Source organism: Streptomyces anatolicus (genome assembly GCF_019400875.1).
Classification (GTDB): Bacteria; Actinomycetota; Actinomycetes; order Streptomycetales; family Streptomycetaceae; genus Streptomyces; species Streptomyces anatolicus.
Genome location: NZ_WMBF01000132.1, coordinates 1 through 15,028 on the forward strand (window position 1 = coordinate 1; position 15,028 = coordinate 15,028).

10 protein-coding genes are annotated in these 15,028 nt (G+C 68.5%); 4 read left to right on the forward strand and 6 right to left on the reverse strand.

Annotated elements, in window-relative coordinates; all coding sequences use genetic code 11:
- Positions 1 to 197: 197 nt before the first annotated feature.
- On the reverse strand, positions 198 to 464 hold the full coding sequence (gene rpsT, locus GKQ77_RS14560) for a 30S ribosomal protein S20 (RefSeq protein WP_055564969.1): 267 nt from the start codon (positions 462 to 464) through the stop codon (positions 198 to 200).
- 217 nt (positions 465 to 681) lie between these two features.
- On the opposite strand from rpsT, the gene lepA reads away from it, so the two are divergent.
- Both lepA and GKQ77_RS14570 read left to right on the forward strand, forming a co-directional pair.
- On the forward strand, positions 682 to 2,553 hold the full coding sequence (gene lepA / locus GKQ77_RS14565; protein ID WP_125512727.1) for a translation elongation factor 4: 1,872 nt from the start codon (positions 682 to 684) through the stop codon (positions 2,551 to 2,553).
- A 274-nt stretch (positions 2,554 to 2,827) separates the two neighbouring features.
- On the forward strand, positions 2,828 to 4,717 hold the full coding sequence (locus tag GKQ77_RS14570) for an AMP-dependent synthetase/ligase (RefSeq protein ID WP_219689167.1): 1,890 nt from the start codon (positions 2,828 to 2,830) through the stop codon (positions 4,715 to 4,717).
- 11 nt (positions 4,718 to 4,728) lie between these two features.
- On the opposite strand, the gene GKQ77_RS14575 is transcribed toward GKQ77_RS14570, so the two are convergent.
- The 3 genes from GKQ77_RS14575 to galT form a co-directional block, all read right to left on the reverse strand.
- The gene (locus GKQ77_RS14575) at positions 4,729 to 5,307 is read right to left on the reverse strand and encodes a response regulator (protein WP_219689168.1); all 579 of its coding nucleotides are present in this window, start codon (positions 5,305 to 5,307) and stop codon (positions 4,729 to 4,731) included.
- 68 nt (positions 5,308 to 5,375) lie between these two features.
- Complete coding sequence (locus tag GKQ77_RS14580; RefSeq protein ID WP_219689169.1) at positions 5,376 to 9,125, reverse strand: HAMP domain-containing protein; 3,750 nt, start codon at positions 9,123 to 9,125, stop codon at positions 5,376 to 5,378.
- The gene (gene galT, locus GKQ77_RS14585; protein ID WP_219689171.1) at positions 9,122 to 10,183 is read right to left on the reverse strand and encodes a galactose-1-phosphate uridylyltransferase; all 1,062 of its coding nucleotides are present in this window, start codon (positions 10,181 to 10,183) and stop codon (positions 9,122 to 9,124) included. Before galT ends, GKQ77_RS14580 begins: the two co-directional genes overlap by 4 nt.
- 186 nt (positions 10,184 to 10,369) lie before the next feature.
- Here galT and GKQ77_RS14590 point away from each other — a divergent pair, with 186 nt between their 5' ends.
- Positions 10,370 to 12,055: a sodium:solute symporter family protein gene (locus tag GKQ77_RS14590; RefSeq protein ID WP_219689172.1), complete on the forward strand. Its 1,686-nt coding sequence runs from the start codon at positions 10,370 to 10,372 to the stop codon at positions 12,053 to 12,055.
- A gap of 23 nt (positions 12,056 to 12,078) precedes the next feature.
- Positions 12,079 to 12,363, forward strand: a complete 285-nt coding sequence (locus tag GKQ77_RS14595; RefSeq protein ID WP_219689173.1) for a hypothetical protein — start codon at positions 12,079 to 12,081, stop codon at positions 12,361 to 12,363.
- Between the two features lie 24 nt (positions 12,364 to 12,387).
- On the opposite strand, the gene GKQ77_RS14600 is transcribed toward GKQ77_RS14595, so the two are convergent.
- Both GKQ77_RS14600 and GKQ77_RS14605 read right to left on the reverse strand, forming a co-directional pair.
- On the reverse strand, positions 12,388 to 13,128 hold the full coding sequence (locus tag GKQ77_RS14600; protein ID WP_258021337.1) for a helix-turn-helix transcriptional regulator: 741 nt from the start codon (positions 13,126 to 13,128) through the stop codon (positions 12,388 to 12,390).
- Between the two features lie 235 nt (positions 13,129 to 13,363).
- Positions 13,364 to 15,028 (reverse strand): outer membrane protein assembly factor BamB family protein (locus tag GKQ77_RS14605; RefSeq protein ID WP_258021338.1); only part of this gene is annotated, 1,665 nt, incomplete at its 5' end.

Below are 15,028 nucleotides of genomic sequence, written 5' to 3' on the forward strand. Positions count from 1 at the left end.
GCCCCTGACGGGGCGCCCCCACCACCCCGGTACCCGGGACACAGCAACGCCCCCGGAGTGGGTCCGGGGGCGTTGGCGCAGCGTGGCGTACTGCGGGGTCTGTCCGCGATTCGAGGTAGAGGGCTCGAATTACCCTCGCGGGAGGATTGATCAGCTCCCCGGCATACGAGAGAGACGTACTAGCCGGGGTAAAGGCTTCAGCCCTTGAGGGACGCGGCCTTCGTCGCAAGCGCCGACTTCTTGTTGGCGGCCTGGTTCTTGTGGATGACGCCCTTGGAGACGGCCTTGTCGAGCTGGCGCGTGGCCTCACGCGTGAGCTCGGCGGCCTTCTGGGTGTCACCGGCGGCAACGGCCTCGCGGGCCTTGCGGATCGCGGTCTTCAGCGAAGACTTGACCGCCTTGTTGCGCTGACGCGCCTTCTCGTTGGTCTTGATCCGCTTGATCTGGGACTTGATGTTCGCCACGAAAGAGCCTTTTCAGGTTCAGGTACTGCAGAGGTACTGCAGATGAGTGTTATGACACGCGCCTCGACGCTTGAGAGGGCTACGAGACACAGCTGCCCACGGTACCAGCCGCCATCGGACCGGCCCAAACCGAGCGCAGTGCGCCACCCATGGGACGATGGAAGCTACGTATAGATCCGACCCGAGGCTACAGGCGCCTCAAGAGACAGGACCCTGCGTGCCCGCGACCCCTAACAATGTGCCCGAGCCGAGCCGTACCGCCCCGGCTCTGATCCGCAATTTCTGCATCATCGCGCACATCGACCACGGCAAGTCCACGCTCGCCGACCGCATGCTCCAGCTCACCGGGGTGGTCGAGCAGCGCCAGATGCGCGCTCAGTACCTCGACCGCATGGACATCGAGCGCGAGCGCGGCATCACGATCAAGTCCCAGGCGGTGCGTCTGCCCTGGGCCCCGAACGAGGGCCCGGACCAGGGCAGCACGCACATCCTCAACATGATCGACACCCCGGGCCACGTGGACTTCACGTACGAAGTCTCACGTTCGCTCGCGGCCTGTGAGGGCACGATCCTCCTGGTCGACGCGGCCCAGGGCATCGAGGCGCAGACTCTCGCCAACCTCTATCTGGCGATGGAGAACGACCTCAAGATCATCCCGGTCCTCAACAAGATCGACCTGCCGGCCGCCCAGCCGGAGAAGTTCTCGGAGGAGCTGGCCAACCTCATCGGCTGCGACCCCGCCGACGTCCTGAAGGTCTCCGCGAAGACCGGCATGGGCGTCGAGGCGCTGCTCGACAAGGTCGTCGCCGAGATCCCGCCGCCGGTCGGCGTCGCCGACGCGCCCGCGCGCGCGATGATCTTCGACTCGGTCTACGACTCCTACCGCGGCGTCGTGACGTACGTACGAGTGGTCGACGGCCAGCTCAACAAGCGCGAGCGCATCCGGATGATGTCCACCGGCGCCACGCACGAGCTGCTCGAGATCGGTGTGTCGTCCCCCGAGATGACCCCGGCCGACGGCATCGGCGTCGGCGAGGTGGGCTACATCATCACCGGCGTGAAGGACGTCCGTCAGTCCAAGGTCGGTGACACGATCACCTCCCTGCACAAGGGCGCCACCCAGGCCCTCGGCGGCTACAAGGACCCGAAGCCGATGGTGTTCTCGGGTCTGTATCCGCTGGACGGCTCGGAGTACCCGGACCTGCGCGAGGCCCTCGACAAGCTCCAGCTCAACGATGCCGCGCTGGTGTACGAGCCGGAGACCTCGGCCGCGCTCGGCTTCGGCTTCCGCGTCGGCTTCCTCGGGCTGCTGCACCTCGACGTCATCCGCGAGCGCCTCGAACGGGAATTCGGGCTCGACCTGATCGCCACCGCCCCCAACGTGGTCTACCGCGTGATCATGGAGGACGGCACCGAGCACACGGTCACCAACCCGAGTGAATTCCCCGAGGGCAAGATCGACGAGGTCTACGAGCCCGTCGTGCGCGCCACGATCCTCGCGCCGAGCGAGTTCATCGGCTCGATCATGGAGCTGTGCCAGAACCGGCGCGGCGTCATGCTCGGCATGGACTACCTCTCCGAGGACCGCGTCGAGATCCGCTACACCCTGCCGCTCGCCGAGATCGTCTTCGACTTCTTCGACCAGCTGAAGTCCAAGACGCGCGGATACGCCTCGCTGGACTACGAGCCCACCGGCGAGCAGTCGGCCCAGCTCGTCAAGGTCGACATCCTGCTCCACGGCGACAAGGTCGACGCCTTCTCCGCCGTGACGCACAAGGACCAGGCGTACGCGTACGGCGTGCGGCTCGTCGCCAAGCTGCGCGAGCTGATCCCGCGGCAGGCCTTCGAGGTGCCCGTGCAGGCGGCCATCGGCTCCCGGGTCATCGCCCGCGAGACCATCCGCGCCATCCGCAAGGACGTCCTCGCCAAGTGCTACGGCGGTGACATCTCCCGTAAGCGCAAGCTCCTGGAGAAGCAGAAGGAGGGCAAGAAGCGGATGAAGATGGTCGGCTCCGTCGAGGTGCCGCAGGAAGCCTTCATCGCGGTGCTCTCCAGCGACGACAGCGGTCCGGGCAAGGCGAAGAAGTAGCCTCTGGAGAAGCAGTCCGGTCGCGGTTCCGCCGCTGCCACGCGGGCCCGGTGCGTACGACGCGCCGGGCCCGTTCGTATGACCGTCCGGGGGATTTTCGTGTCCGGAAGAAGTGAGAGGCAGCTGCCCCTTACGCACCGGGCGTCGGCGCTCTACTCTGATCTCCACTCGTAGGTTACTCGCAAGTTAAACAAGTGGCCGACAGGGCAGCAGTAGACGTAAGCAGAGCCGCCGCCAGCCAGATCGCCGCACCGTCGTGGGCCCGGAGGATGTCGTGAGCGACACACAGACCTTGATCGAGAACCGTCCGCCCTCGGTGGCGCATCTCTTCCTGGAGCGCGTGGCGGCCACGCCGGACGCCGAGGCCTACCGCTACCCGGTCCCGGCCCCGTCCGGCGCGGGCCCCGACGACTGGAAGTCGCTCAGCTGGTCGCAGGCCGCCGACCGCGTCTTCGCCATCGCCGCCGGCCTCATCGAGCTGGGCCTCAGGCCGGAGGACCGGGTCGCCCTCGCCTCCGCCACGCGGGTCGAGTGGATCCTGGCCGACCTCGGCATCATGTGCGCGGGCGCTGCCACCACGACCGTCTACCCGCAGACCAACGCCGAGGAGTCCGCGTACATCCTCGCCGACTCCGACAGCCGCGTGCTGATCGCCGAGGACGCGGCCCAGCTCGCCAAGGCGCGCGCGAAGCGGGCCGAGCTGCCCGAGCTGCGGCACGTCATCGTGATCGACGCGGAGGGCGCGAGCCCTGCCGAGGGCGACCCGGAAGGCTGGGTGCTCACGCTCGCCGACCTGGAGGCCCTGGGCGCCGCCCACCTGGAGAAGAACCCCGAGGCCGTCAAGGACCGGGTCGCGGCGATCACCAAGAGCCAGCTCGCCACGATCATCTACACCTCCGGCACCACGGGCCGCCCCAAGGGCGTGCGCCTGCCGCAGGACAACTGGTCGTACATGGCGAAGGCCATCGCGGCGACCGGCCTGCTCGGCCCCGACGACGTGCAGTACCTGTGGCTGCCGCTCGCACACGTCTTCGGCAAGGTGCTGACCTCCGGGCAGATCGAGCTGGGGCACGTCACCGCCGTAGACGGCCGCGTGGACAAGATCATCGAGAATCTGCCGGTGGTCCAGCCGACGTACATGGCCTCCGTCCCCCGCATCTTCGAGAAGGTCTACAACGGCGTCGCCGCCAAGGCCCGGGCCGGCGGCGGGGCCAAGTACAAGATCTTCCAGTGGGCCGCCGAGGTCGCCCGCGAGTACGCGAAGGTCAGCCAGGACAACTTCCGGAGGACCGGCAACGCCTCGGTGCCCTTCGGGCTGCGCGCCAAGCACAAGGCCGCCGACGCGCTCGTCTACTCCAAGCTGCGCGAGGCCTTCGGAGGGCGGCTGCGCGCCGCCGTCTCCGGATCGGCCGCCCTCGCCCCCGACATCGGGTACTTCTTCGCGGGCGCCGGCATCCACATCCTGGAGGGCTACGGCCTCACCGAGTCCTCCGCCGCCTCCTTCGTCAACCCCGGCGAGGCCTACCGCACCGGCACCGTCGGCAAGCCACTGCCCGGCACCGAGGTGCGCATCGCCGACGACGGCGAGATCCTGCTGCGCGGCCCCGGCATCATGGAGGGCTACCACGGCCTGCCGGAGAAGACGGCCGAGGTCCTGGAGTCCGACGGGTGGTTCCACACCGGGGACATCGGGGAGCTGTCCGTCGACGGCTATCTGCGGATCACCGACCGCAAGAAGGACCTCATCAAGACCTCCGGCGGCAAGTACGTCGCGCCCGCCGAGGTCGAGGGCCAGTTCAAGGCCGTGTGTCCGTACGTCTCCAACATCCTGGTGCACGGCGCCGACAAGAACTTCTGCGCGGCGCTGATCTCCCTGGACGAGCCCGCGATCCTGGCTTGGGCAGAGGAGAACGGCCTGGGCGGCAAGTCGTACGCCGAGGTCGTCGCCGCCCCCGCCACGGTCGAGCTGATCGAGGGCTATGTGAAGCAGCTCAACGAAGGCCTCCAGCGCTGGCAGACCATCAAGAAGTTCCGCCTCCTGCCGCGCGACCTGGACGTCGAGCACGGCGAGCTGACGCCGAGCCTGAAGCTGAAGCGCCCGGTCGTCGAACGGGAGTACAAGCACCTGATCGACGAGATGTACGCGGGCTCGCGCGAGGCCTGAGGACAGGCCGGCTAGCGGCAGCGGCGCATCTCCCGCACCAGCTCCTCCATGTGCGTCACGTGGTGGCGCAGCTCCACCACGTCCTGGAGGCCGCTCGCCGCCATCTGCGTCTCGATCGCGGACAGGCGCGCGGCCAGCTCGTCGAACTGGAGCTGCTCGCGGGCCAGTACCTGCTCCAGCTGCCGGTTCTTGCGGTGCAGTTCCAGGAAGACCATGACCTTGGCGCGCAGCACCCAGGGGTCGAACGGCTTGGTGAGGAAGTCGGCGGCGCCGGTCGCATAGCCGCGGAAGGCGTAGCCGGCGTCGTGGTCGGTGCCCGTCAGGAAGATGATGGGCACGTCCTTGGTCTGGTCGAGGCGTTTGATGTTCGCCGCGGTCTCGAAGCCGTCCATGCCCGGCATGCGCACGTCCAGGAGGATCAGGGCGAAGCGCCCGCGCAGGAGCGCCTTCATCGCCTCCTCGCCCGAACGGGCCCGCACCAGCGGCTCGTTCAGGGAGGCGAGGACTGCTTCGAGGGCCAGCAGGTTGTCCTCCATGTCGTCGACAAGGAGGATGCTCGCTCGGTGATCGGCCACGGGCTCTGCGCTCATGTCGGGGTCTCTGCGCTCATGTCGGGGTCTCTGCGCTCATGTCGGGTTTCACTCGTCTCGGGAGTGCCTCAGTCGGATGCCGGTTCGTCGGCGGTGGCGCCCTCGGGGTCCAGCAGGGCGCAGACGACACGGAGGAGCTGATCCACGTCCACGGGCTTGGGGACGTAGTCGGTGGCGCCCTGGGAGATGGCCTTCTCGCGGTCCCCGGGCATGGCCTTCGCGGTAAGGGCGACGATGGGCAGGCCCCGCCACCGGGGGCTGTCGCGGATGGCGGCCATCGTCTCGTAACCGTCCATCTCCGGCATCATGATGTCCATCAGGACGATGTCGACGTCCGGGTTGCGCTCCAGGGTCTCGATGCCCTCGCGGCCGTTCTCCGCGTAGAGGACGGGCATGCCCACCCGGCCGAGTACGTGGGTGAGCGCGAAGACGTTGCGGATGTCGTCGTCGACGATCAGCACCCGGCGCCCCGGGAGCAGTCGGCCCGCGCGGCCCTGCCGCCACTCCTCCAGTTTGGTGGGGGTGGGCCAGCTGTCGTCGGGTTCGAGGCTGGTGTGCGGGCGCAGCACGGCCGGCTCTTGAGGCTCCGGCAGCTGCCGGGCGTGCGCCGCGGCGAACGCGACGGCGGCCGCGCTGTGGCCCGGGTGCACGACGGGCACGTACAGCGAGAAGGTGGAGCCCTGGCCGGGGTTGCTCTCGGCGGTGATGCGGCCGCCGAGCAGGCCCGCGATCTCGCGGCTGATGGAGAGGCCGAGGCCGGTGCCGCCGTACTTGCGGTTGGTGGTGCCGTCGGCCTGCTGGAACGCCTCGAAGATCACCGGCAGTTGCTCGGCGGGGATGCCGATGCCGGTGTCGCGCACGGCGAAGCAGAGCAGTTCCTCGCTGTCGTGGCCGACCCGGCTGACGCGCAGCTCGACGCTGCCCGCCGAGGTGAACTTGACCGCGTTCGACAGGAGGTTGCGCAGGATCTGCTGGAGGCGCTGCTCGTCCGAGAACATCTCGCGCGGCACGTCCTCGCCGACCGACACGTCGAAGGCCAGGCCACGGTCGAGGGTGAGCGGGCGGAACGTGGCGTGGACGTAGTCCAGGACCTTGATCAGCGGGAGCTTCTTTGGCCGTACGTCCATCCGGCCGGCCTCGATCTTCGACAGGTCCAGGATGTCGTTGATGAGCTGGAGCAGGTCGGAGCCCGAGCGGTGGATCGTCGTCGCGAACTGCACCTCTTGGTCGGAGAGGTTTCCGTCCGGGTTGTCGGAGAGCAGCCTGGCCAGGATCAACAGGGAGTTGAGCGGCGTGCGCAGCTCGTGCGACATGTTCGCCAGGAACTCCGACTTGTACTGGGAGCTGGTGGCGAGCAGCGCGGCCTTCTCCTCCAGCTCCGCGTTCGAGCGGCGCAGCTCGGCCTGCTGGCGCTGGAGTTCGTCCGAGCGCTCCTGGAGCTGGGTGGCCAGGCGCTGGGACTCGCCGAGGAGTGACTCCGTACGGGAGTTGGCGATGATGGTGTTGATCGCGACGCCGATGGTGTTCACGAACTGGTCGAAGAAGGCCAGGTGGACGTCGGAGAAGCGGGAGAACGTGGCCAGTTCGATCACGCCGAGCAGCTTGTTCTCGAAGAGGATCGGGATGATCACGACCGTGGCGGGGGCCGCGTCGCCGAGCCCTGAGTGGATCTTGATGTACTCCGGCGGGACGTTCTCGACGAGGATGCGCTTCTTCTCCAGGGCCGCCTGGCGCACCAGGCCCTGCGCGGGCATCCCGCCGGTGTCGACGACCGAGTCCTGCGCCGCGCCGTACCCCGCGATGAAGGCGAGGCCCTTCGCGGTGACCTGGGTGGGTCCAGGGCCCTCAGCGGTGTCCGGGTCGGCCAGGAAGAAGGCGCCGTACTGGGCGTTCACCAGCGGGGTCAGCTCGCGCAGGATGAGGTCGGCGACCTCCATCAGATCGCGGTGGCCCTGCATCAGACCCGCGAGGCGGGCGAGGTTGGACTCCAGCCAGTCCTTGGCGCGGGTGGTCTCGCGGAGGTTGGAGACCATGAGGTTGATGTTGTCCTTGAGGTCGGTGACCTCGCCGCGCGTCTCCACCGTGATGGCGCGGGTCATGTCGCCCTGTGCCACGGCGGAGGCGACCTCGGCGATCGCGCGGACCTGGGTGGTGAGGTTCAGCGCCAGCTCGTTCACGTTCGTCGTCAGGCGCTTCCACGTGCCGTAGACGCCCTCGACCCGGGCCTGGCCGCCCAACTGGCCCTCGGAGCCGACCTCGCGGGCCACGCGCGTGACCTCCGAGGAGAACGAGGAGAGCGTGTCCACCATGGTGTTGATGGTGGTCTTCAGCTCCAGGATCTCGCCGCGCGCGTCCACGTCGATCTTCTTGGAGAGGTCGCCCTGGGCGACGGCGGTCGCGACCTGCGCGATGTTGCGGACCTGGCCGGTGAGGTTGTCGGCCATGTAGTTGACGTTGTCGGTGAGGTCCTTCCACACCCCCGACACCCCGAGCACCTGCGCGCGGCCCCCGAGCCGCCCGTCCGTGCCGACCTCGCGGGCCACGCGCGTCACCTCGTCGGCGAAGGCGCGCAACTGCTCGACCATGGTGTTGACGGTGTCCTTCAGCTCAAGGATCTCGCCGCGCGCGGTGACCGTGATCATCTTGGAGAGGTCGCCGTTGGCGACGGCGGTGGTGACCTGGGCGATGTTGCGGACCTGGGAGGTGAGGTTCGACGCCATGAAGTTGACGTTGTCGGTGAGGTCCTTCCATACGCCGGAGACGCCTCGCACCTGGGCCTGCCCGCCCAGGTTGCCCTCCGTGCCGACCTCGCGCGCCACCCGCGTCACCTCGGCGGCGAACGCGGACAACTGCTCCACCATGGTGTTCACGGTCAGCTTCAGTTCGAGCAGTTCGCCGGTGGCCTCGACCTTCACCGTGCGCGTCAGGTCGCCCTGCGCCACCGCCGTGGTGACCAGGGCGATGTCGCGCACCTGCGCGGTGAGCCGCGAGGCCATCGTGTTGACGGCCTCCGTCACGTCACGCCAACTGCCGGAGAGGCCCCGCACCTTGGCGCGCCCGCCGAGCCGCCCCTCCGTGCCCACCTCGCGGGCGACGCGGGTGACCTCGCCGGTGAAGAGGGACAGCTGGTCGACCATCGTATTGACGGCGCGGCCCAGGCGGCGCAGGTCGCCCCGCAGCTCACGGCTGCCGTCGTGCAGGTCGACGCGCTGGGTGAGGTCGCCGCCCGCCACCGCGTTCAGCACCCGGGTGGCGTTGGCGGCCGGGGCCACCAGCGAGTCGAGCAGGGAGTTGACCTCCTGGATGCGGGCGGCCCACCTGCCCTGCCCCGGGCTCGGGGTGAACCGCTCGTCCAGGCGGCCGTGCCGGATGATCTCCCTGCGCACCCGGACCAGTTCGCCGTCGAAGTGCAGTGAGCGGTCGAGCAATTCGTTGTAGAGCGCGAACAGCTCGGCGGCGACGCCGTCGCCGACCGGCGCGACCTTCGTGAACTCCCCGTCGCGCGCGGCGCGCATGGCGGCGAGCAGCGCCATGGTGCCGCCGACGTTGTTGTCCCAGTACTTCTCGGGCTTGGCGACGGACTCGCCGACCTGCGAGAAGGCGGCGAAGTGCAGAACGGCGTCGAAGGAGGAGTCCAGCCATTTGGCGGCGTCGCGGATGTCGCCCTCGATGAAGGCGGCGCCCGCGGGGACGCCCTCGCGGAAGCCGGTCGAGAGGTTGTCGAGGACGCTCACCTCGTGGCCGGCCTCGATCAGGTGCTGCGCCACCACGCTTCCGACATAGCCCGCGCCGCCGGTGACCAGGTACTTACCGCTCATGAACTCGCTACCTCTCGCAGTCGCTCGGCCGCGGCTTCCGGCGGCACGTCGTTGATGAACACACTCATGCCGGATTCGGAACCCGCGAGGAACTTCAGCTTGCCCGAAGTGCGGCGGATCGTGAAAAGTTCGAGGTGGAGGGCGAAATCGTCACGGTTGATCCCGTGATGTTCCTTCAGGTCGGCGAAGGGTGCCTGGTGCCAGGCGGCGATGTACGGGGTGGGCGGCTGCCCCGCGCCGAAGACGCGGTCGAAGCGCCGCAGGAGTTCCAGATAGACGTGGGGAAACTCCGCGCGCGCCGCCTCGTCGAGCCCGAGCAGGTCGGGCACCCGGCGCTTGGGATACAGGTGCACCTCGTAGGGCCAGTGGGCGGCGTACGGCACGAAGGCCACCCAGTGCTCGCCCTCCAGGACGACCCGCTCGCCCGCGCGCTCCTTGGCAAGGATGTCGTCGAAGAGGTTGTGGCCGCCCGAGGCCTCCTTGAACGCGGCGAGCGAGCGCAGCATCAGCTCGGTGCGGGGCGTGACGAAGGGATAGGCGTAGATCTGCCCGTGCGGGTGGCCGAGGGTCACGCCGATCTCGGCGCCGCGGTTCTCGAAGCAGAACACCTGCGTCACGGAGTCCAGCTGGGACAGCTCGGCGGTGCGGTCCGTCCAGGCGTCCAGGACGAGCCGGGCCTGCGCGGGGGCGAGATCCGCGAAGGACGAGGCGTGGTCGGAGGTGAAGCAGACCACCTCGCAGCGGCCGGCGTCGCCCGCGAGCGAGGGGAAGCGGTTCTCGAAGACGACGACGTCGTACGAGGAGTCGGGGATTTCGCTGAGCCGGTCCCCGGCGGAGGGGCACAGGGGGCACTCGTCGGCGGGCGGGTGGTAGGTGCGGCCCTGGCGGTGCGAGGCGATCGCGACGGAGTCGCCGAGGAGGGGGTCGCGGCGGATCTCCGAGCTGGTCGAGACGGGTGCGAGCGGGCGGCGGTCGACGGCCTCGCGGGCCGCGTCGTCGCGTGCGTCGTAGTAGATGAGCTCACGACCGTCGGCGAGACGGGTCGAGGTCTTCTTCACGTCGGGGGCTCCTCACCACCACCTACCACCAACAGAACCGAACATAACAAACCACAAGCCAACACCTTCGTCAACGGACGCGATCGATCACGATCGAACAAAGAACACCAACAAAAGTGTTCAGTTATTCAAGCAAGGGGCGTAGGTTCCGGTCTGATCCGTTCGCGCAACGAAGCGAGTTCACCCATGCAGTCCCCCACTCAGACCCTGGCCGAGGGACTTCGGCTGCCCACCAACGGCCTCGACTACACGATCCTCGCGATCTACTTCATCGTGGTGCTCGGCATCGGATTCGCCGCCCGGCGCTCCGTGCGGACCAGCCTCGACTTCTTCCTCTCGGGGCGCTCCCTGCCAGCCTGGGTGACCGGCCTCGCCTTCGTCGCCGCGAACCTCGGCGCCACCGAGATCCTCGGCATGGCCGCCACCGGCGCCCAGTACGGCGTCGCGGTCGTCCACTGGTACTGGATCGGCGCCATCCCGGCCATGGTCTTCCTCGGCCTGGTGATGATGCCGTTCTACTACCGCAGCAAGGTCCGCTCCGTCCCGGAGTTCCTGCTCCAGCGCTTCGACAAGTCGGCGCACCTGCTCAGCTCGGCGCTCTTCGCCTTCGCGGCGATACTCATCGCGGGCGTGAACCTCTACGCCCTGTCGATCGTCGTCGAGGCGCTGCTCGGCTGGCCGCAGTGGGTCGCGATCGTGGTCGCCGGCCTGTTCGTGCTCGCGTACATCACCATCGGCGGACTCTCCTCGGCGATCTACAACGAAGTGCTCCAGTTCTTCGTGATCCTCGCCGCGCTCATCCCGATCTGCGTCATCGGTCTGAAGAAGGCCGGCGGCTGGGACGGTCTGAGCGGCTCCATCGAGAAGCAGCACGGCGGCGACTTCCTCACCGCCTGGGGCGGCACCGGCATCGGCGACGCCAACCCGCTCGGCGCCAACTGGCTGACGATCATCCTCGGTCTCGGCTTCGTGCTCTCCTTCGGCTACTGGACGACCAACTTCGCCGAGGTGCAGCGCGCCCTGTCGGCGAAGAACCTCAGCGCGGCCCAGCGCACCCCGCTGATCGCCGCCTTCCCGAAGATCTTCATCGTCTTCCTGGTGATGATCCCGGGCCTGGTCGCCGCCGTCCTGGTCCCGAAGATCGGCACGGCGGGCTCGGACCTGACGTACAACGACGCGATCCCCTACCTGATGCAGGAGTTGCTGCCCAACGGCGTCCTCGGCATCGCGGTCACCGGTCTGCTCGCCGCGTTCATGGCGGGCATGGCGGCGAACGTCTCGTCCTTCAACACCGTCTTCACGTACGACATCTGGGCGAAGTACGTGGTCAAGGGCCGCGAGGACGGCTACTACCTGAACTTCGGCCGGCTCATCACGGCGATCGGGGTGCTCGCCTCGATCGGTACGGCGTTCATCGCCTCGTCGTTCTCGAACATCATGGGATACCTCCAGACCCTCTTCTCCTTCTTCAACGTCCCGATGTTCGTGGTCTTCGTCATCGGCATGTTCTGGAAGCGGGCCTCGGTGAAATCCGGCGTGTGGGGCCTGGTCGCGGGCACGACCGCCGCGATGGTCAACTACTTCTGGATCTACAAGCAGGGCGTCGTCGACATCCCCACCGACCAGGGCGCCAACTTCGTCTCGGCGATCGTCGGCTTCGTCGCCGGTGCCGTCGTGATGGTCGTCGTCACCCTCTTCACCGCGCCCAAGCCGGAGGCCGAACTGGCCGGCCTCGTCTACGGGACGGCCTCACCCGGCCTTGAGGACGAGGGCGCCGAGGCGGGCGACGACGCCTGGTACCGCAAGCCGGCGCTGCTCGGCTGGGGCGCCGTCGTGCTCGCCGCGGCCTGCTACCTGCCGTACTCGCTCTAGCCCCGATCGGAGGACCGAAAACCATGTCAGAGCTGCACAACGAAGTCTCCGAACTGGAGCGCGAGTCCGCGACAGCCGCCCGCCTCTTCGACATCCGGCGGATCATCGGCGGCCTGTTCGTCGTCTACGGAGTCATCGTGACGATCGCCGGGATCACCGCGTCCGACGCCGACCTGAAGAAGGCCGAGGACATCAACATCAACCTCTGGACGGGCCTCGGCATGCTCGCCCTCGGGCTCTTCTTCCTCGGCTGGCTGTGGCTGCGCCCCACGGTGCCACCCGCCGACGCACCGGCGGACGACGCGTAGGAGCCCGCTGCACGGGGCCCGGGATCACCGCGGTGGCTCGGGTCCCGTCCGCATCTCCCTGTCGCCGATGTCGCCGACGCTGTCCGCGTACGCCGAAGGGGGGCGCTCGGCGCGGTCGAGAAGGCCCGTGCGGGCGGCGAGGGCGGCGGCCTCCAGGCGGGAGCCGACGCCCAGCTTCATCAGGACCCGCTGCACATGCGTCCGCGCCGTGCTCGGGGCTATCCCCATCCCCGCCGCGATCACCCGCGTGTCCTCGCCGTCCGCCACCCGCACCAGGACCTCGACCTCGCGGGGCGTGAGCATCTGCAGCAGGCGCTGCCCCTCGTCGTCGGGCTGCGCGGCCGGATTCAGCAGCTCGCTGAAGGCTCCTTGCAGCAGCTGGGGCGCGACGGCGGCCTCCCCGGCGCGCGCCTTCATGATGGCGCGCTCCACTCCTTCGATGCGCTCGTCATGGCGTACGTAACCGGAGGCGCCGGCGGCGAAGGCGGCGGCGATCCCGCGCGGGCTCGGCACCGGGCCGAGCACCAGCACCGCCACCTGCGGACGGTCCCGCTTTATCTTCACCACCGGGTCGAACATGCCCGGCTCCGCGGGCGTGGCCGTGCCCAGCAGGCACACCTCGGGCGCCCGGCTGATCACCAGCTCGGCCGCTCCCGCCGCGGGCGCCGCCGCGGCAAGCACCCGGTGCCCGCGCAGCTTCAGCGCCGAGGCGAGCGCCTCGGCGAGCAGTCGGTGGTCGTCGACCACCATGAGCCGCACACCCATAGAAACCCCCCAGTTCCCGCAGGCCCCCCGGCCCTCCATCTCCCGGAAGCTACACGCTTGTTCGACGTTGCGCGCCCCCTACCCGCCAGAAGCGGCCCGGAATGCCGAAAGCCGCGCCATTCAGGGGCGACTGGGGGTACGGGACGGCGCGGCAACGTCAGCGGCCGCCCCCTCGGAGCACGAGGGGACGGCCGCTGACGCCGGACGGGGGCTGCTTCGCCCCGAGAACCGGGGACTACTTCGCGACGAAACCGAGCACGACGTACTCCTTCTCGTCCTTCGAGTAGGGCTTGCTGAGCAGCTTCTTGCCCATGAACATGCGCCCGTCGGCGTAGAGGAGTTCGTTCGACTTCGGGACCATGCCGCTGATCGCGTCGGTCACCGCCTCGGACGACGGCGTCTCCAGAAGCTTGGTCTCCTTCATCGTCTTGCCGTCGAGCGACACGATCTGGGCGCCCTTCTGATAGCCGTGCGCCTTGTACGCGATGACGTTGCCGCCGTCCATGCGGAGCGGGAAGATCTCGCCGTTGTCGCCCGCGACCGCGCGGTCGCTGGTCGACTTTCCGGTGGCCAGCGAGAAGGAGACGATCTCGTTGGTCCGGTTGTAGCTGTCGCCGCTGCCGTCGTGCTGGCGCGTCGGGACGTAGAGCCGGTCGTTGCCGACCGTGATCGACGTGCAGTCGTGGACCACGTTGACGCCGCAGTCGTGGTCGTACTTGCCCTCCTCGAGGGAGATCTTGGCGCGCAGCTTGCCGTTGCTGCCGAGGGAGAAGACGTCGGTGACGCCACTCGCGGTGATCTCGGTGGTGTCCTGGCCGAAGACGACCGGGTTCGTCGAGATGATCTTGGCGTTGTCGATGCCGTCGGCGAGCGGGTACGTCCACTTGTCGTTGCCGGTCTTCGGGTCGAGGAGCTGGATCTTCAGCTTCTCGTCGCCGTATGTGCCGCACTTGCGGACCGCGACCAGCTGGTCGCCGCCCGCGTAGCCGATGTCCTGGCACTTGCCGATCTTCGGCTTCCACAGCGACTTGCCGGACACGTCCCAGGCGGCGCCGCCGTTGCTGGTGCCCGCGCCGGCGGCGATCGTGGTGCCGGAGATGGTGACCTCCTTGAAGGTCGCCTTCATGCCGTTGGTCTCGACGGTCTCGGTCCAGAGCTTCTTGCCGGACTTCAGGTCAACCGCGGAAACGTTGGTGCACTGTTCGTAGTCACCCTTCTTGTTCCGCTTGTCCTCTTCGGTGATGATCGCCGCGATGCCGTCCTTGGTCGTCTCCCGCGAGATCGCGCAGGTCTGACCGGAGAGCGGGATCGACCACTTCTCCTTGCCGGTGTCCGGGTCGTAGCCGTTCAGTTCGTTGATGCCCGACTTGGCGTAGATGTCGTCGGTCAGCACCGAACCGGTGGCCTGCCAGATCTGGTCCTTGGGGATCGCGGGCTGGGGCAGCTGCATGACGACCTTGGCCGTGGGGTCGGCCGGGGCCTTCTCCTTGGCCGGACCCTGGTCCGCCGGGACGTCGCCGCCCTTGCCGTCCTTGCCCTTCTTGCCGCCGCTCTTGCCGTCGCCCTGCGCGGTGTTCTTGGAGTCGTCGTCCTTCGTGGAGGCGTAGAAGACACCACCGCCGACGATCAGCGCGATCGCGACGACCGCCGCGATGACGATCGCCATCTGGCCGCTGATCTTCTTGCCGCCACCGGAGCCGGAGCCGCCGGGCTGCGGCTGCATCGGCATGGTGGGCGGCTGCTGGTAGCCCTGCTGGTACCCGGGCTGCTGGTACGCGCCCTGCTGGTACTGCGGCTGGGCGGGCTGGGTCGGGTAGCCGTAACCCGGCGGGGCCTGGGGCGTCTGCGGCGCCTGGGGGTAGCCGTAGTTCGGCTGGCCCGCGGGCGGCGGGGCCTGCGG

Excerpts from the sequence above, each read along its gene's own strand:
- GKQ77_RS14575 (WP_219689168.1), bottom strand. The coding sequence starts at position 5,307 with ATGAGCGCAGAGCCCGTGGCCGATCACCGAGCGAGCATCCTCCTTGTC.
- GKQ77_RS14580 (WP_219689169.1), bottom strand. The coding sequence starts at position 9,125 with ATGAGCGGTAAGTACCTGGTCACCGGCGGCGCGGGCTATGTCGGAAGC.
- GKQ77_RS14590 (WP_219689172.1), top strand. The coding sequence starts at position 10,370 with ATGCAGTCCCCCACTCAGACCCTGGCCGAGGGACTTCGGCTGCCCACC.
- GKQ77_RS14595 (WP_219689173.1), top strand. The coding sequence starts at position 12,079 with ATGTCAGAGCTGCACAACGAAGTCTCCGAACTGGAGCGCGAGTCCGCG.
- GKQ77_RS14600 (WP_258021337.1), bottom strand. The coding sequence starts at position 13,128 with ATGGGTGTGCGGCTCATGGTGGTCGACGACCACCGACTGCTCGCCGAG.